Raw genomic sequence first — 18229 nt, forward strand, 5'->3', positions numbered from 1 at the left:
ATAAAAATTAAATCATTTCTCGCTGTTGATTGTTTGCTAATAATATTAGTAATTTTGAATGCGGCAATTACCAAAAATCAAAGGCGACAATACAGGGCCTTTGATACAATTGAAAAAAACATGGAGAGGAGTATAGTACATTGTGATCTCGATACATTTTTTGTATCTGTCGAGCGTTTGCAGAACAGCAAGCTCATCGGAGTACCTGTGCTCATAGGAGGAAGTAGTGACCGTGGGGTAGTTGCATCTTGTTCCTATGAGGCCCGCAAGTTTGGGGTGCATTCCGCTATGCCAATGCGGCTGGCGCTGCGCATGTGTCCAGAGGCGGTGGTCGTACGGGGCGATCACGATCGGTACAGTCATTATTCGGGTATAGTTACACAAATTATCGAGGAAGAAACGCCTATTGTCGAAAAAGCCAGTATAGACGAACATTACCTTGATGTCTCCGGTATGGACCGCTTTTTTGGTTGTTGGAAATGGACCCAGGAACTCCGCCAGCGTATTATCCGAGAGACTGGATTGCCCATTAGCTTTGGCCTGTCGGTCAACAAGACCGTCTCCAAGATTGCCACCGGTACGGCCAAACCCTGTGGTGAAAAGCAGGTGCAAAATGGTGCCGAAAAAGGTTTCCTCGCACCACTATCCATCCGTAAAATTCCCATGGTAGGCGAGAAGTCCTTTACCCTGCTCCGAAATATGGGGATCTCCAAAATCGGAACCTTACAGCAGATGGAAGTGTTCACCATGCAGAAGGTCCTCGGGGAAAACGGGATCAACATCTGGCGTAAAGCGAATGGCCTGGACGATTCGCTGGTGGTACCTTTTCGGGAGCAAAAGTCCATGTCCAAGGAGAACACCTTCCAGCAGGATACTATCGATATGGATGTCCTTCGCCGAACGCTGATCAGTATGGTCGATATGCTCGCTTTCGATCTGCGCAAAGAGCAGAAGCTGACGAGCTGCGTTACCCTCAAGATCCGTTACAGCAACTTCGATACCCATACCCAACAGTTGCAAATCGGTTATACCAATTCGGATCGAAAGCTTACCGATGTGGTACTTGCACTCTTAAAGAAACTCTATAGCCGCAGGATGCTGATACGGCTTATCGGGATCAAGTTCTCGGGCCTAATATACGGTTCCTATCAGACCGATCTCTTTGACGATAGCGCCGAGGAGGTCAACCTGATGCAGGCCATGGACAAGATCCGAAAACGCTATGGGGCCGAATTTCTGATGAAGGCCATCTGTGCACCGCTGCCAGAGAAAGGAGGGGAGCATGCTCTTAAATCTACATAGTTATTATAGCCTGCGTTTTGGCACGCTCAGCCTGCAGGATCTTATTTCGGGCATGCTGGCCGGCGGTTATGACACTGCCGTGCTTACCGATATTAATAACAGCTCGGGATCGCTGGACTTCATTAAACTGGGCCGCGCTGCCGGACTGAATTTACTGGCGGGAATGGAATTCCGCAACGGCGATCAGCTTTGTTTTGTCGCCATTGCCAAAAACGAACAGGGCTTTCGTGAGATCAATGAATACCGCACCAAGCTCAACATGGAAAATCGCCCTACACCGGAGCGATCGCCTGACTTCGAGCAGGTCTTTGTGATCTATCCCTTTAGCAAGCTCGATAGCTTTCCATTGCGGGATTTTGAATACATTGGCATCCGGCCCAGCGAGCGTACCCGCGCCCAACTGATGGACCGCAAGGTGCTCGATCGCTGTGTGATACTCGCACCAGTCAGTTTCCGAAAGGCCGATTATACCTTACATCGGCAGTTGAGGGCGATTGATAACAACTTGCTGATCTCGCAGCTCGGCGATGAGCAGATAGCTGCTGAGGACGAGGTATTTATTCCTCGTGTGAAGCTGATGCGCTTATTTGCCGACTTGCCCCAATTGCTGGCCAACACCAACCGTATACTGGGCCAGTGTTCTTTCAGCTTTGATTTTACCAGTGTCAAGAATAAAGCAACCTTTACCGGTAACCGCTACAACGATAAGCAGCTCCTGCACAAGTACTGCATGGATGGCTTTACCAGGCGCTATGGCCGCAATGATCGGGTCGCAACCGAACGCATTCAGCGCGAGCTTGAGATTATCGAAAACCTGCGTTTCTCCAGTTATTTCCTGATTACGGACGATATCTGCCGCTACGCGCGTGGCCGCAATTTTCACTACGTAGGCCGCGGGTCGGGGGCCAATTCTGCTGTTGCTTACTGCTTAGGGATCACCGATGTTGACCCCATAGCACTCAAACTTCCCTTTGAGCGTTTTCTCAATCCCAAGCGCAAGAGTCCTCCTGATTTTGATGTGGACTTTAGCTGGAATGAGCGCGACGAGATGTACGATTATATCTTTAACCGTTATCAGACAGGACATACGGCATTGATGGGGGCCATGAGCACCTTTCGCTCCCGCAGCATCTTGCGCGAGCTGGGTAAGGTGTATGGACTGCCCAAGGCCGAGATCGACCGTCTCGTGCATGAACCCGAGCATATGCTCAACAAGAATGAAGTAACCAACACCATATTAAGCGTGTACAACCGCATGGCCGATTTCCCCAATCAACGCACCATACACGCCAGTGGCGTGCTGATCTCAGAGGAACCATTAACCTGTTATTCGGCGATGGACAATCCGCCCAAGGGATTGCCTACCATGCAGTTTGATATGTACGTGGCCGAAGATATCGGTTTTGAAAAGTTCGATATCCTTTCGCAACGTGGCATCGGCCATATCAAAGATTGCCGTACCATTGTGCGGGAAAACTTGGGCGTGGTCATTGATACCGATAACCCCAAGCGTTTTTTTCAGGATGTCCATATTGCCGCCCAGCTCAAATCGGCCAATACCATCGGCTGCTTCTATATCGAGAGTCCGGCTATGCGGCAGCTGCTCACCAAGTTACGTTGCGATGATTACCTGACTTTAGTGGCTGCGTCATCCATCATTCGGCCCGGCGTGGCCAGTTCGGGCATGATGGGCGAGTACATCCGTCGGCATCACGACCCCACGACGGTCGTCTATCCACACCCCGTATTTAAGGAGCAGCTCGAAGAGACCTACGGCGTGATGGTTTATCAGGAAGATGTGATGAAGATCGCCAATGCCTATGGCGGGCTCGATATGGCCGATGCCGATGTGCTCCGGCGGATGATGTCGGGCAAATACCGGAGCAAAGACCACCTGATCGAAATTGAGGATAAGTTCTTTTCCAACTGTAAGGAGAAGGGCTACGACGAAAAGATTAGCCGTGAAATCTGGCGGCAGATGGAAAGCTTTGCCGGTTATTCCTTTAACAAGGCGCATTCAGCATCCTTTGCCGTAGAGAGTTATCAGAGTCTTTTCCTCAAGACCTACTATCCTTTGGAGTTTATGGTTGCGGTGCTCAACAATTATGGTGGGTTTTACAATCGTAAGGTCTATGTCAATGAAGCACGAATTTCAGGGGGCAATATCTGCCTGCCGTGTGTCAATCAGTCGGTCTTTAATACCTCCATTCAGGGTAAGGATATTTACCTGGGTTTTGACTGCCTGCTCAATTTGGAAGGTAAACTGGCCCATCGCATTATTGAGGAGCGCGAAGCCAATGGCAAGTACACGAGCCTGGAAAACTTTGTCAAACGGACACAGACGGGTATTGAGCAGGTTGTTATCCTAATTCGTGTAGGTGCCTTGCGCTTTACGGGGACGGGGAAAAAGCAATTGCTGTGGGCAGCTCACCTGATGATGAGCAAGCATAAGCCTGTCGCAGCAGGTATGGCGCTCTTTGAGACCGAAAGTCGCAAGCCTATTCTTCCCCCTTTGGAAGAAGATATCCTGGAGGATTATTATGACGAGATGGAGCTGATTGGCTTTTGCGTAACGGGTACGCTATTTGATCTTACCAAAAGCGATTACCGGGGCGATATGCCCGCTCGGGAACTCCATCTGCATGAAGGAAAGATAGTCCGTGTGGTGGGGGATTTTGTCTGTGAGAAATTTGTGAAGACCAAGCGTGGCGACCTGATGAAATTTGGTACTTTCCTCGATGCCGAGGGACGATTTTTTGATACCGTCCATTTCCCACAGACCTTAGCCAAATATCCGCTCCGTGGGGCCGGAATCTATTTGGTTGAAGGCAAAATTGTTCTGGAATATGGTTGCCCTTCTATTGAGGTGATCCGCTGTGCCAAGATGCCACTAAAACCCGATCCGAGGAGTGAATAGGACGGAAATGATCTTCATTGGGGAAGTTGTTTTAATTCATATACATACTAATGTTTTTACGCTAAAAATATTAGTATTAAAATGCTTTTTTACTTATATTTGCATTGTTAACCAATTTAAAAACAATGTATTATGAGTGAGTTGAAACAGTCGAAATATATCGATATTACAACAGATTATGGATTTAAAAAAGTTTTCGGATCAGATACCAATAAAGATCTTCTGATCGCTTTCTTAAACGAACTGTTTAGAGGACGCAAGATTATTGCCGACCTGTATTATAACAAAAATGAGCATGTCGGGGATACAGAGGATATCGGTACCGTTATTTTTGATCTGACCTGCACGGCAGACAATGGCGAACGTTTTATTATTGAAGTGCAGCGCACGGCGCAGGATAATTTGAAAAAGCGCATGCTTTATTACAGCAGTAAATTGATAGCGGATCAGGCACCCAAAGGCAACCGAAGGGCTTGGAATTATGCAATTAGTGAAGTTTATATCATTGTACTGATGGATGGATTTGCAATGCCTGATGCGGGGGATGAGAAGTATTTTCTGCACGATATTTGTTTATGTTATCGAGATCATGGTAAAATATTTTATGACGATCTAGGCTTTATATATGTGGAACCCCGAAGGGCTCTATCATTCCTAAATAGAGAAATAAATTAATGATAAATTGGTTAACTTTGTTAAAGCTGAGGCAGAGTTAGTTAATGATTTAGATCGTTGGCTTTATGTACTCAAAAATATGTCTTCGCTAAATGGACTTTCCACTTATTTGCGTAAGCCTATTTTTGAGAAGTTATTTCAGTTAGCAGAGTATAGCAAACTAAAACCGGAGGAACGAGAGATGTACAACGTAAGTTTAAGGAATAAATGGGATGCCGAGAGTATCCGAAGTAGTCAGGAGGAGCAATTGAAACGAGCGCGCGAAAAAGCAATGGCTGAGGGAGAAGTTATCGGAAAAGCTGAAGGAAAGGCGGAAGTAATAAAAAATCTTTTGTCTTCGAATAAGTTTTCGATATCGGAGATAGCCGAATTAGCGGACGTCACTATAGAGTTTGTAAAGCAGATCGAGGCAGAGAAGGCTAAAGGAAAATAAAACAGATTACAATATAAGATTTTAAGGCCACTGAGATAATGTCTAAGTGGCCTTTTTCTTTTTTATAGGTTGTCTTGGTCTTAGACAATACCATTTTGAATAAGCTCTCATTTAAATAAAATAATTGTAAGGCAGGGAATACGAACTCAACCTTTTTATAAAAGATCAAACGAAAGCAAATCAACCATTGTTATATCCATACTTTCATAAATTAGTTAATAACAGGTAGTAAAAACCTTGAGATCCCCCTCCTCAAGGTTTTTTTATTTTTTCAAACGAATATTATATTTCTGTTGTCCTTTATTCGAAAAATGAGAAGATTGCTTTTGCTGGCTTGATTTGCACTTGTTAGGCCAGCATTTTTTTGAAACCGACTATCCCATTATTGGGATCATAACTATAAATATGAGGGCTGGTTTATTCCGGCCTTTTTTAGGATATAAATCCTATCTTAGGTCTATGCTGTATAATCCCTTTGAACAAGTCACCAAAAGTTCGTTTCGCGAGCTCGTCGAGTCGGGCTATGCCGACTTTGTGCTGCAGCGCTTTGAGTGGCCCGATGTCAAGGAAAAGACAGGCTTCCTGCTCACGCCTTATGATGATAAGGAAAGCGCCGATCAGCATGCCCATCAACTGGGAGCAAAGGAGGGAAGAGCCTTGCAGTTGCCGCAGGATGCCGATAAGATCGAAAGCTTGTTGGAGACTGGATCAGGCTATCGGATCTTCCTCAATCGTATCAAGGAGGAGAATTGGGATAAGCGTATGCTCAAGCTCTACGAGAAAAATATTGTCAATTACCTGCGTACCAAGACCAGGTTTCAGCGAAAGAATCCCATTGATATTTTATTCTCCCTAGAATATGGTCGGGTAGTGGCTACCATTAGCGATGGGCAGACCCAAAAGAAAGTATTTGCTATCGAGATCCTTCGCTAATCAGATCCGGTCCGAACCAAAAAGCAGCCATTTTCTTGTCGTAGGGCAATCCGTATTTAAAGCACAAATTGCGTATATTCGTATCAAAGCCAAACAAAAAAGGATACCATTATGTGCTGGGATATTAGCCTCCATACCGATATTGAGATTATCAAAAAGACCTTTCCCCAATTGCGGGACGAGCGTCGTCAATTGGATTACAACTATGACTATCTGGAAAACGTGCAGGCCATTACCTTTCCCAAATATCCGATCCTGTATAAGGACAAGGACTCAAGCCAGCTGGCGCTGACCGAGATGGAGTGGGGGGTATTGCCTACCTATATTGACGATCCCAAGCTGCAGGCCGATCGCAGGCGCAATATGATCAATGTGCGTAGCGAGCGTATCCTGGAGGATAAAAAGTCCTATTGGTATCGCTTGCGCAAGCAACGTTGCCTTATCCCTGTGAGTGGTACCTTTGAGCATCGTGCGGTAAAGGGCTGGAAAAAGAAAGTGCCTTATTTTATCGGCGAAGCGGGGAGAGAGCTATTCTATTTACCAGGTTTGTACCAGTGGCATGAGACAGTGGATGAAGATGGTGTGGTTGAACGTGTAGGGTCTTTTGGAATGCTCACGCGCGCCGCCAATGAAGTGATGGCCAATATCCATAATGACGGGCCCAATAAACATCGTATGCCTTTGTTCTTGCCGGAGGACCTCGAGCGTCAATGGATCGAGGACATTAACGAAGAAGATATGCCGCCGATTTTTCGATTTGAAATGCCCAATGAAAAGTTGAAGCATTATCCAGTTTATACCTTGAGAGGATATCCAAACCGCCCCGATGGTAAACACCGTTATGAGCAATTTGACTGGGAAGGATTACCACCATTGGGGAGTGATACGGCACAGACTTCGTTGTTTTAATCGAAGGCCACATATAACTAGCACCTTAGTTTACTAAGGTGCTTTTTGCTTTTCTTACCCCCGGGCAGTCTAATCTTAATTGTAAGTTAGCCCATATATATCCATCCAGATACTTGTAAAGATCATTTAAGTCTGCTACATCCTGACTTGTTTGAAAACAAGGGTGAAACCAAATCCAAAAATTCTCATGGTCTTTATACGGATCGGGTAGTGGTACAATCACTGTACCGCGGAATAGATCTCCAGTAGGTTCTTTATACCTAAAGTGGGTGAACTTTTCGCTCAAATTTTTAATGACAGGCAACGCCCTTAATATTCTAGCCCATCTGGATACCCCGTAGCGCCAAGAAAAAAAGCTACATGAACAATTGTTATATGGAAACATAACATTACAACTATAGTTAAAGGCCTAATGGTCTTTAAATCAATTCCAAGTAAAATAATTTGAGTAAGGGATTTATTGTAGTATATACCGTATGCTAGCGTAAAAATAGATTGCGGAATTAAGGAAATCCCTAACAGAACCTTTGCCAGTTGGCTATCTTGTAGTGAACCAATATTATTCAATATCACTATATCCGTTACTGTGAAAAGTATTGAGCTAACAACTAAACACAAAAATAAGCCCCTTTTTCGGACGGTATTTTTTTTAGTCGCATTGCCGGATTTTTCTAGATATTTTTCCAATCCAAAGTCTTCACCTGTCAGTCCACGTATTCCGCCGTACATCATTATTAAATATACGATTATGCACGGAAGCAAGGGCATCGATATGAAGATCGTTTCGGTATTCATTTCCATAATAGGTTAGCTATTTTTAAATATTAGGCTAAACTTCCTTTTACAAACATGCCTGTTAAACAAATTTACTGTTTTATCAACCCTCCGTATTTTTATTTCATTGCTAATATTGGTGAGGATGCGTTTAAAGAGGCAAGGTTAGGGAATTCTTTATTATTTAGCAGTAATTCTTAATTGCTAAGATAAATATTTTTTTTGGGTTACGGAATAGCGGTCCTTCCATTATTTTATTTAGTTTATGATTGTAGATTCAAAATGAATCAAACTTACTATCTCTATATTAGATCGAAGGCCAAATCCGGTTAACATTTAGCCAAGGCAGACATCTAGCCAAAAAGCTTCCTTAAGCGGTCATAAGGGAGGCTTGTTAATTAAAATAGCCTAGAATCCTAATAGTATGACCGAATTCAAAGAACATATCGAAATCATTAGAGAAACTTGCGATACCCGGTTTGAACCCTGGCGCGTACTGATTGATCCGAAGGAAAAGCTGTATCCAAACCTAGAGATTCGGTTCCATCGCTCTTAATTTGGCTCAATTTTAAAAAGATTGCCTATTTTGCATTTATGAATGCTGAACTGGTTCCTTACCTCAACGCCTTTACCCATTTTGATAGAAAGAATACCAAATATGGATTGGCACCACATAAGCCGATCTAGCTCTCGACTTTGGTTGAGCTATTGAAAAGGTTATCGTGGTCAATAATCGCATTGAAGTGGTTTCACTTCCTGAGATACCGTTGTGTTAAATATTCATCCACAATAGGTAAATCAGCCTCTGCCCAGTCGTAGTCTCTCAATTGATTCGCATCTACCCATATGGCTTGCGCATGTTCCAATGCTTTGACTTCACCATTTAACAAACTGCATACGAAGGGGTACAGCTGTATAGAAAAATCAGAATAATGATATTCAACAGTTGAAAGTGTTTTATTAATCTCTATATCAATATCGATTTCTTCTTTTATTTCTCTGCGAAGACAGTCCTCTTTTGATTCGCCTGGTTCGATTTTTCCACCGGGGAATTCCCATTTTAAAGGTAATCTCATCGAAGTGGAACGCTGACAAATCAATATTTTATCGGCATGTTCTATAATTGCACAGGTTACTTGTAGCATAGCGATGTAAAGATAATCATTTACAGGCATAGCCCAATTGAAATTTACTAGGTATGGGTTCCCGTAAAATTAATCGTTTGTTATAAATAAACTCATCTCTTTGCAGTTATTATAATATATTTGTATAGTTTATTAATTAAAAATAAATAATGTGTATTAGCGAGAGGTTTTAGCCTCTTTTAATCTTTTCATTATTTGATACACTATTATATCCATGTCTACCATAGAAGCAATAAATAATCAATCCGATAAAAGAACCAAATATAAGTGCTAGTATCGAAAGTGACTTTTGTAATTAGCATATTTTGAATTTATAGTGGTTGGCACTGTGAGTAATTTTAACCCTCTTTTGATTCGAAAAGGCCGAAATTGAACGCAATTATTGATTTATCAATCCTTTCAGTTTTGTTGATGTTGTCCACCCATTCGTGGAATTTTTGATCGACTGGTTTAACTTTATGCAGATAGCTCATCATGGTGCAGTAGGAGTAATGTCGTCAAAAATAATAATTAATGTGTGTCTATTCTGGTTTTATTTTCAAGCTGAGGAGAGGTTCGAGTGATTTTATCTCATTGAATTGCAAAGTGGAATCTGCCGATGCTCAATTATTGCCTTATCATGAAAAGGATGCCATGCTAGGAACTATCATATGATGTGAAATATTTCGGCGCTATTACAGACGTTGATAATACTGATCTTATTTACCAAGTGTTGATCAAGTTTAAGAACTATTTTAAGCCTAAGATTATTCAGCGATCATCACCTTTTCCTCCTTGATATTATTTAGAAAATCCGTGTATTTTATGGGTAGCTTTTTTCTGTGGTAATAAAAATAGAAGTCAAATGAGCCTCCGATGATTCCCTTTTCCGGAGCATATACAAATCGATCAATTCCTCGCTCAAAATCATAATTATACTCATGTTGTGTCCAATCTACATAGGTCCAAAACTGATATCCCGTTGCATGCTGTGCTAAGGTAATTTTTTTGGATAGATATTCTCTTCTGTCCCGGGACCAATCTAAAAAGGAGAGCGGGTCTTCACCTATCCGATATAAAGGGAATTGTAAACTAGGATAAGCGCCTTTAAATATTTTTTCGAATTGAAGCACACTATAGGCCGAATCTTGTGTATTGATAGTCCCATAGACATTCGTAAAAGCTTGCGGACGATTGCGGACTGCATAAAACTGCAACAAACAATATTTTGGTGCATAATAAGTATCTCCTTTTTTTATAATTACCTTATACGCATTAAAATACTTTGTTGTTTGCTTCACAGTGGGGTTGAAGTACGATAACGTATTTTTTTTATGAAGCTCTTCCATATCTTTAAAGTTCATCATCGAAGAGTGTACAGTATCAAGGTTGATTTCATACCAATCTTCTGAACCGTCTAAATCAGGTAGAATGGAAAATAGCATGATATTATAATCATGTTGTCCATTATATATACCCTTATTACCAATAAACGTTTGTACCTTACTCATTACATTAAAAAGATGTACTTCACGCTTAATCTTATATAGCGGATATGTGTTTAACCTAAAGGATGAGGCTGTAAACTCTTTGCTATCTTCTTCAAAAAGGAAATATTTGGTCTGACTAAATCCTTTATTGAAGGACAATAGGGAGATAAGGATCAACCAAATTATAAGGCACTTAGTTTTAAGCATAGCAATGTTCATTTTGTTTGTTAATTAGTTTCTTTCAATTAAAAATTAGTCGCATTTAGTACCTGCTTTGCCATCTCTATGAGTCGAATTTACACTTGACTCAACTGCATCGAGATTATTTACTATTCCATTTTTTGCTAGCGCCAATGCATCATATTTGCTCAAATTAGGATTAAAAGATTGTATTGCCTGTACAAGCTTATCCAGCTGGGTGCCAAAGCTGTTATGTTGGTTTACAAATCTTTGTTGACCATTCACATTGACTGCTGTCCAGCCAGAATATAATATTCCAAATTGGTCTCCCTTTCCTTCCGTTATTAATCTTGTGCGTTCATAATTTAAAAAGCCGTGTAACGCCTCGTGAAACATCGTTGCTGCAATATACTCTTTTGAAGATTTATTAAGGACATCTGGGTTGATAATTATTTTATGCGTTTGACCGCCTACACTACCAAAAGAACTGTGTTCTGCATCAATTTTAGTTCCGACAAATTGCGGAGCATCGGAGAAAGTGATGTTAAATGCGGTATTGTTACTAAATACAGAATTTAACCATTTTGAGATTTCATTTTCTAAATTAGGGATATTTGCTAAAATAGATTGAGCACAAGGATATCCCTGTAGAGAATCTATGATTTCTTGGTCCTGATTCGGATCAATGGGTGGTTTAGTGCCACCGTCGCCGTTGCTACCTCCCCCGATACCACCGCCGCCACCTCCGCTCGAACACCCGTCGCATCCATCAGGAAAAGGTGGAAAATCAGGAAAACTTGGATCAACAATATCATCACTACAAACTTCTTTCCATCCTGAAGAACATATATCAGTACCGTCTAAACAGACTTGATACCACATCATTCGACAATTCTTAAGCCTTTCTTTTGCAAGCTTACTATTCGAAGATGCATAAATTTTTACAATGTCATTTCTTGAAACTAGTTTATTGTTCAAATAATTTACAAACGAGGTCTTTCCAGTTAACAAGTCTTCTGAAACAATCACTCCGCCACTTTTTACCTCATTTATATCATCTGGAAATACGGTTAGAACCTTAAATTCCCATTTGTCATCATTTTTGAAAGCAAATAACCAAGTTTTATCTGCCAATGAATATATCGTGCTATCTTACGTTTTTGAGAATCGATTATTGTCTGATGACAATAGAATATAATATCCACCGTTTACGCTTTGTCTTTTGCTCCAATTGGGAGTGAAGTCATAATTTTGAATTGTCGTTTTACCTTTTAGCTCTTCATAAGAAGAAATTAATGTATCCTCTATTTGGGAATGCTCATACTGTTTGCATGCAGTATCATTATTTCAAAATTAAGATATTTTATTGTTCTTAACTTGATTTGCCGACTAAGTTAGCAACTCCACCTTATGATTTTAAAATAACGTGTCCACTTTTTGCTGACGATTTACATCTTTTGAACCTTTGTAACCGTCTAAACAAAATTCAAGAACCCTGTCACCACCGCTGTAATCAGTTTTTATTTCCAAATCGTATTTTTAGCGGTCTCCTGTTTTTGATTTATAGAAGATTTTTCCGTTTCTAGTTGTGCATTTTTGATTACTTTATCTTCCTCAAGTTTTTTAATTTCTTTCAGAGCATTTTCAATCTTTGTTACTGCTTCTTTGTTTTCTTTTGAAAGTGTGAAAATTCCTTTTAAGTTTTCAGCTTCAAAAAAGTTTTCCTGAATGAAAGTTTGATTATAAACGAGTATTTCGTGATCGTCGTCCAATCCTTCAACCAAACAATTTTTAAATCTGTCGTCTGTTCGTTGGTGTAAATAATTTGATAACGTACTTTTTCCTGTATCGTTTAAACCATATATTAGGTTTATCTTTTTGTCAGTTATTAAAGCTGTTAGGTTTGTAGATTGCTACTTTGTTTAGGTTTATCTTGGTTATCATAACTGATTAAACTTTATTCGTAAAGTTTTTGTAATAATTTGAATCTTTAATTTACTTTAACACAATTTTCTCCTGTGTGTCATCATACTTATAATTGAAAATAGTGTTATTCAGAACAAGTTCGATAGCTTCATCGATAATATCAATCGGAGCGCAAAACCATTCTCTTGGAACAAATCGATTTCCACTCTGATCATAAATGTCTAGATTTAACATACGGATCCGAAAAAACGGTGTAAGAGAGTTTCTAAAGCTTGTACCTCAATTCCGTAACAGTTATAACTAGCCACTATTTCTACATCAGCGAACAGATAGGTCGCTTCTTTGCTAGCGTTTTTAATACGTTCTTTAACCGGCAACTTGGAAAACCCAACTTTATATAAGTTTTTTAAGCCATTAATATCAGGATTGGATGATCTAGATCGCAGTACATAGATCCATCCTGACTGCAATGCTTCTTCTTGGGCAATATTGGCATTCTGAAACAATTGATTCTGCTGATTCTCATCCGTATCGGTGATCATCTTACCATTCTTCTGAATAGCTTTGCCTAAAGACCTGAACAACATATTACTAATCGTTCCATTTTCGAATATAGTTACCGTCCTACCCTCCAGTCTCATCCGATCGCCTGATCGGTTTTCTTTCAATACCTTTTCAGCATCCGAAACTTCTAAGTAAGCAAGCAAACCATCCACAAGATAGAAATGCCCTTCTTTTAAATTTCTTTCAGCATCAGAAAATGGCAGTAAACGTCGTTTCCCTAGTTTTAGTTCCTGATGCACCTGTTTAAACATCTGATCGTATCGCTGAAATTCTTTTTCCGGCAATGCCTTACGCTGTGCAATATACTCCGCATCCGCTCTACTTCCACTTTTTGGCGTGTGGACAAAATCAAATATTGAGCTATCGCCTTCCAAATCAAGCAAGCCTAGATCATCATTTTCCAATATATCGTCGATCGATTCGACTTCAACAACTTCCTCTTCTCCCAATAAATTATACCGGTCAAACGGTTTTAACAAACTCCTTTTCGCTGGGTTCGACCGCCATTCTTTCAATCGAGCAAACAATGCGTACTCTGACATCGATGTTCTGGCTGGCTCTCTGTTGTTTTTTTCGAAAAATATATTCAATTCTTCAAAAGAGTCAATTAAACGATCCTCATCTGTTTTCAAATAATGATGATGTGGTTCCTTCGCATTTAACAATCCAAAATCGTCATCATCAAAAATATCATCTAATGTCTTAGCCATGCTGTGCCCTTTTCCGTTTAGCGTCCTGCAAAAATAACAAAGCCTGGGCTAATCGTTGCTCCTTGGGATCATAAGAATTGATATCAGGAGCCTTCCCTGTATTCAATTTCCATCGCTTAATCGCATCCCATGAAGCGATCGCTTCCTCCTCTGTCATTTCAATTCTGGTAATATTAATGGCATCCTGAATGGATCTCAAAACAGATTTCGTCACACTCTTGGATAAGATTTCAAAAGCCTTTTGAAAAGGATTAATTGTATCAATCAAATCAATATGAATATCATCTATATTGACAAACGATCCAGCCATCCGGATAAATTTCTTAGAGCCATGATCTTCAACTTCACCATTTTTTATAACAGAATCCACAACAACATGTTGCCTTATCGCCTCTACATCATCTGTGCTCAAATCTGGATAAACTTCCCGGATAATCCGCGGAATAATAACCGTGTTGATCACTTCCGGCTCTATATTCCCAGGCATCGCTTTCAACATGGTGTCATCTTGCAAAATCCTAGCTTTGAGGTTATTCAGGTAACTTTCTATAATATCCTTGGCTCGTTGTGAAGATGGTTTCTTAAAGCCACGAATTTTTATTGTATTTTCATCATCGCCCAATTCATCCTCATCATCCATAGGCTTAAACTTAAAGTTGGGGGCTAACACCTGTTCCATCAACAAAGAAGCTGTAATGGCTTTTAACATGTTGTTGACGGCCAATTTGACATCGTCATCAACTGCGTCCGGTTGCGCAATCAAATTAGTAAATTGTGCGTGTGATTTGTTGCTGCTGTCACGCGTCGCGCGCCCAATGATCTGGATAATTTCTGTCAATGATCCTCGATAGCCTATCGTCAAGGCATGTTGACAATAAGGCCAGTCGAAGCCTTCTTTAGCCATTCCTAGCGCAATAATCATATCGATATCATCCGGCGAGCTGACGCCTCGCAAATAAGCCGCGATTTTATCCCGTTCTTTTTGGTTGTCATTTACGAGGTCAGCTATCTTCAATATCTGACCAGACCGTTTGCTTTTCACATACAAGACACCTGTTTCCGTATCCTGATATTCCAAATCCCCTATACAGTCGATAATATGATTAACCTCTTCCAACTTCTCTTTAGAGGATTCAGCTGAATTCACGCTCGGTATATGAATAATGGTTTTAAGGTTTTCATCCAATATTTCCTCTAATGCCGACGTTCCCTTTTCCGGATCATATTTGTAATAGCGGCCTCGGTAGAAATGATACCCTATCCCCAATGACCGAAGATATTCGTAACCATTCAGCTGATCGTAATAATTGTAGGTAACCGGCGTAAACTTAGCTTCATCTTCCGGCAACAGTATCGGAACACTATCCCCCCGGAAATAAGAGCCTGTCATCGCTACAATATGTGCGCTGGACTTAGACATAATGTTCCGCAAAACATTGCCGAGAATATTTTCTCCGTTGGCTGAAACATGGTGAAACTCATCTATCGCCAACATGCAATCGTTAAAATCCGTCTCCTTCAATCCTTCAAAAGCAAAACGAAGTGTGGCATGTGTACAGATCAGAATACGCTCATCAGATTCCAAAAAAAGATGAAAAGCCTTTACTTTGCTCTTATCGCTTCCGGCTGTACATAAATTAAATCGCTGGTTAGGCTCCCAGTTGGCGTAAAATCCATGTTTAGCCAATTCAGTAGGAGCAAAAGAGTTACCTATTGAACGCTCCGGTACAGCAACGATTACCTTTTTGATACCCTGTTTAATCAGTTTATCCAATGCTAAAAACATCAAAGCACGAGATTTACCTGAAGCGGGCGGCGCCTTCAGTAAAATATACTGAGCAGAGCGAGCCTCATAAGCTTTCGCTTGCATTTCACGCATACCCAATTCATTGGTCGATTTGCTTTGCCCAGTCTGTGCATAGGTTACATTAACCAGATTGATCGGCTTGACATATTCGGGATGTTGAATTTCTATTTTTTCTTTTACTTTCTTTTCTTGAGATGTTGTGTTAATTGCAACCGTAGCACCATGCTGAGCCGAGTCGTAGACAATCTTTCCCAACAACAGGTTAATCGTTTCCGAATAAAGTTCATGGCCAGTAGGGTCCAGTCCTAAGGGGTATCCAGCTTTATCGATTACCCACCCTTTTAATTCAATCAGGATACGTGGACTATCAGCATTGTATCCGCCTTGCAATAAAATATGCGTTAGCGGCTTGGGCGTAGCATAATTACCATCCTTGTCTCTTTTGTACAGTTGCTTGAGATAGAAATCAGATATATCCCTGTATTCCACATTTTTGGTACCTGCACGCATCTCGTCCAGATAGACATTCTTAATGGTCAAATAAAGAATATTCTCTTTTTTCAATTCTAGAGAATTAATAACCTGTTGCAGTTCGATCGAATAATTCATTTTTCTTCCGGTTTATCTAAGAGTTGTGCTAATTGATGCAATTTTTTCGCTAGTACTTTTTTATCTATCAATTTTGTTTCGTAGTCGGCAATCACAGATGGACTTGTATTGCGTGCCATAGCATATTCTACTACTTCATTATCTTTTCCTTTGCAAAGCAAAACTCCTATACTTGCTTTCTCATGAGGTCGTTTCACATCTCTGTCCAAGGCTTCTAAATAGAAGTTTAGTTTACCTAAAAATTCTGGCGCAAAATCCTCAATCTTTAATTCAAACAGCACTAAACACTGTAAATCTCGATGGTAAAATAATAAGTCGGTATAATAGTCTTTATTGCCTACTTGCAGGCGGTACTGATTCCCCTTGTACGTGAAGCCCTTTCCGACTTCCAATATAAATCGCTGTAAATTAAGTGTTATTGCTTTTTCCAAGTCCTTCTCCGTATGCCCATCAGGTAAATCTAAAAATTCAAACATATACGGATCACGGAATAAGTCTTTTGGCAATCCTGATGTCGTGGAAGCTATTAATTTATTTGACAACATCGTGCGCTCAAAAGCTGCCGTATTTAGTTGTCGTTCCAATTCCCTTACCGACAATTTTTGAGTAATAGTCTGCAGAAGATAGAAGAGGCTTTCCTCTGCGGTTTTGGTTTTGCTAAGAATGTGTAATTGAGATGACCATTGTATTTGTGTCAACACTGTTGACACAAACTTTTCATACAATTTATCAGGGGTGTGTGATGGTGTCAACGCTGTTGACACTTTCGCATCTTCGTTTACCGTTTGTGCTCTCCAGCCTTACATTCATGCCCATATAGTCAGCCGGAACCGAATAATAATTCTGCTTATAGGCGACATGTCCCATACGGTTTACCCTGCGGTGGCTGACATCCTGTATCTGGAAACGTCTGGAAGGCAGGGGCTGCAGCGCAGCTTTCTCCGATTCAAGAAAGATATCATGAGGCCTGCGCCTGGTGGTGCCGTGGACACGTTTATTGCATATTTCATCATTCCATACGCGCAGACCACAGATCAGGTCCTCATAGCTTTTGCTTTCAAAGGCTTTCAGAAAGTTGTTCCTGACATATTTTATGGAAGACTCTACTTTACCTTTGTCTGTTGGCCGGCGGGGTCTGCAGGCAATACCCGCACAATGATAATAACTGAGAAATTCCGCATACTGTGCCTGTAGGGTGGGTTCGTAGAGATCTACCTTGGTTACACCCGAGCGCAGGTTGTCCAGCTCGACCATTTTTGGGACACCCCCAAAATATTCAAAAGCACTGATGTGGCAGTCCAGGAACTCCCGGACCTGTTGACTGGTAACAACCTTATAATAGGATTGCCTGCTATGGCTGAGTACCATACTAAACACCCAGACCTTAACACCACGGCCATTCCTGCGGAACTCACCAAAGTAGCCGAAGTCGACCTGTGCCTCTTCACCAGGAAGGCTGTGCAGCGGAACAAAACATTCTGCCCGCTTGAATTTACCAATGTAACGGGCGACACTCGAATAAGACAGGGTAAGCCCATGCTGCTGGATCAATTTCTGGTGGATCAGCAGTGCCGAAAGTCCACTGGCCAGATAATGCTCGATCTGTTCATGAAATACCTCAAGACCACTGGAACGGGACTGCTGCCTCGGAGCTGAATCTCCATTCAGCAGCGCTTTTTGGATACGCGAAACGGTCTTGCGGCACATCCCAAGTTCCCTTGAGATCTCCCGCAAAGATTTGCCGTGTTCCAAAAGTGTTTTTATCGTATTGTACATAGCCACTTTATACATAACGCTGAGAGTTTATTATACTCTCAACAAGTAAAACCTTAATTGTTTAAGGTGGTGGCATTTTAATGCGAATTGCTGGGGGTAT

The 18229-nt window shown here is 41.2% G+C and carries 15 protein-coding genes; 6 read left to right on the forward strand and 9 right to left on the reverse strand.

The features are described from left to right. Positions 1-33 precede the first annotated feature (33 nt). From dinB to B3297_RS21830, 6 genes are all read left to right on the forward strand, one after another. On the forward strand, positions 34-1302 hold the full coding sequence (gene dinB / locus B3297_RS21805) for a DNA polymerase IV (protein WP_286779490.1): 1269 nt from the start codon (positions 34-36) through the stop codon (positions 1300-1302). Continuing rightward, entirely contained in the window at positions 1283-4219 is a 2937-nt protein-coding gene (locus B3297_RS21810; RefSeq protein ID WP_286779491.1) for a DNA polymerase III subunit alpha, read from the forward strand. Before dinB ends, B3297_RS21810 begins: the two co-directional genes overlap by 20 nt. Positions 4220-4351: 132 nt before the next feature. Beyond that, a complete protein-coding gene (locus B3297_RS21815; RefSeq protein ID WP_286779492.1) occupies positions 4352-4894 on the forward strand; it encodes an Rpn family recombination-promoting nuclease/putative transposase in 543 nt (180 codons plus the stop codon). 7 nt (positions 4895-4901) lie between these two features. Further along, complete coding sequence (locus tag B3297_RS21820; protein ID WP_286779493.1) at positions 4902-5327, forward strand: PD-(D/E)XK nuclease family transposase; 426 nt, start codon at positions 4902-4904, stop codon at positions 5325-5327. Between the two features lie 459 nt (positions 5328-5786). Continuing rightward, the gene (locus B3297_RS21825; protein WP_115048274.1) at positions 5787-6260 is read left to right on the forward strand and encodes a hypothetical protein; all 474 of its coding nucleotides are present in this window, start codon (positions 5787-5789) and stop codon (positions 6258-6260) included. 111 nt (positions 6261-6371) lie between these two features. Continuing rightward, positions 6372-7169: an SOS response-associated peptidase gene (locus tag B3297_RS21830; protein WP_115048276.1), complete on the forward strand. Its 798-nt coding sequence runs from the start codon at positions 6372-6374 to the stop codon at positions 7167-7169. Positions 7170-7478: 309 nt separating this feature from the next. Here the strand turns inward: B3297_RS21830 and B3297_RS21835 are convergent, their stop codons facing one another. From B3297_RS21835 to istA, 9 genes are all read right to left on the reverse strand, one after another. After that, positions 7479-7901 carry a hypothetical protein gene (locus tag B3297_RS21835; RefSeq protein ID WP_201639329.1) on the reverse strand — a complete coding sequence of 141 codons (423 nt, stop codon included), beginning with the start codon at positions 7899-7901 and terminating at the stop codon, positions 7479-7481. 791 nt (positions 7902-8692) lie between these two features. Next, on the reverse strand, positions 8693-9088 hold the full coding sequence (locus B3297_RS21840) for a (deoxy)nucleoside triphosphate pyrophosphohydrolase (RefSeq protein ID WP_286779494.1): 396 nt from the start codon (positions 9086-9088) through the stop codon (positions 8693-8695). A gap of 746 nt (positions 9089-9834) precedes the next feature. Further along, positions 9835-10764, reverse strand: coding sequence for a hypothetical protein (locus B3297_RS21845; protein ID WP_286779495.1), 930 nt, complete (start codon positions 10762-10764; stop codon positions 9835-9837). 45 nt (positions 10765-10809) lie between these two features. Next, complete coding sequence (locus tag B3297_RS21850) at positions 10810-11871, reverse strand: hypothetical protein (protein WP_286779496.1); 1062 nt, start codon at positions 11869-11871, stop codon at positions 10810-10812. Positions 11872-12257: 386 nt separating this feature from the next. Continuing rightward, the gene (locus B3297_RS21855) at positions 12258-12626 is read right to left on the reverse strand and encodes an AAA family ATPase (RefSeq protein ID WP_312906389.1); all 369 of its coding nucleotides are present in this window, start codon (positions 12624-12626) and stop codon (positions 12258-12260) included. Positions 12627-12890: 264 nt separating this feature from the next. Next, positions 12891-13937 carry a GIY-YIG nuclease family protein gene (locus B3297_RS21860; protein WP_286779497.1) on the reverse strand — a complete coding sequence of 349 codons (1047 nt, stop codon included), beginning with the start codon at positions 13935-13937 and terminating at the stop codon, positions 12891-12893. After that, positions 13930-16353: a DEAD/DEAH box helicase gene (locus tag B3297_RS21865; protein WP_286779498.1), complete on the reverse strand. Its 2424-nt coding sequence runs from the start codon at positions 16351-16353 to the stop codon at positions 13930-13932. The genes B3297_RS21860 and B3297_RS21865 overlap by 8 nt, the downstream gene beginning before the upstream one ends. Continuing rightward, on the reverse strand, positions 16350-17117 hold the full coding sequence (locus B3297_RS21870; RefSeq protein ID WP_286779499.1) for a PDDEXK nuclease domain-containing protein: 768 nt from the start codon (positions 17115-17117) through the stop codon (positions 16350-16352). Before B3297_RS21870 ends, B3297_RS21865 begins: the two co-directional genes overlap by 4 nt. Continuing rightward, a complete protein-coding gene (gene istA, locus B3297_RS21875) occupies positions 17083-18144 on the reverse strand; it encodes an IS21 family transposase (RefSeq protein ID WP_286779500.1) in 1062 nt (353 codons plus the stop codon). The genes B3297_RS21870 and istA overlap by 35 nt, the downstream gene beginning before the upstream one ends. Between the last annotated feature and the right edge of the window lie 85 nt (positions 18145-18229).

The organism is Sphingobacterium sp. UBA3519, assembly GCF_002377215.1.
GTDB classification, from domain to species: Bacteria; Bacteroidota; Bacteroidia; order Sphingobacteriales; family Sphingobacteriaceae; genus Sphingobacterium; species Sphingobacterium multivorum.

What these genes read in the sequence shown, in the direction of transcription:
- B3297_RS21810 (WP_286779491.1), top strand. Translation starts at nt 1,283, where the DNA reads ATGCTCTTAAATCTACATAGTTATTATAGCCTGCGTTTTGGCACGCTC.
- B3297_RS21815 (WP_286779492.1), top strand. Translation starts at nt 4,352, where the DNA reads ATGAGTGAGTTGAAACAGTCGAAATATATCGATATTACAACAGATTAT.
- B3297_RS21825 (WP_115048274.1), top strand. Translation starts at nt 5,787, where the DNA reads ATGCTGTATAATCCCTTTGAACAAGTCACCAAAAGTTCGTTTCGCGAG.
- B3297_RS21830 (WP_115048276.1), top strand. Translation starts at nt 6,372, where the DNA reads ATGTGCTGGGATATTAGCCTCCATACCGATATTGAGATTATCAAAAAG.
- B3297_RS21835 (WP_201639329.1), bottom strand. Translation starts at nt 7,901, where the DNA reads ATGATGTACGGCGGAATACGTGGACTGACAGGTGAAGACTTTGGATTG.
- B3297_RS21840 (WP_286779494.1), bottom strand. Translation starts at nt 9,088, where the DNA reads ATGCTACAAGTAACCTGTGCAATTATAGAACATGCCGATAAAATATTG.
- B3297_RS21845 (WP_286779495.1), bottom strand. Translation starts at nt 10,764, where the DNA reads ATGCTTAAAACTAAGTGCCTTATAATTTGGTTGATCCTTATCTCCCTA.
- B3297_RS21860 (WP_286779497.1), bottom strand. Translation starts at nt 13,937, where the DNA reads ATGGCTAAGACATTAGATGATATTTTTGATGATGACGATTTTGGATTG.
- B3297_RS21865 (WP_286779498.1), bottom strand. Translation starts at nt 16,353, where the DNA reads ATGAATTATTCGATCGAACTGCAACAGGTTATTAATTCTCTAGAATTG.
- istA (WP_286779500.1), bottom strand. Translation starts at nt 18,144, where the DNA reads ATGTATAAAGTGGCTATGTACAATACGATAAAAACACTTTTGGAACAC.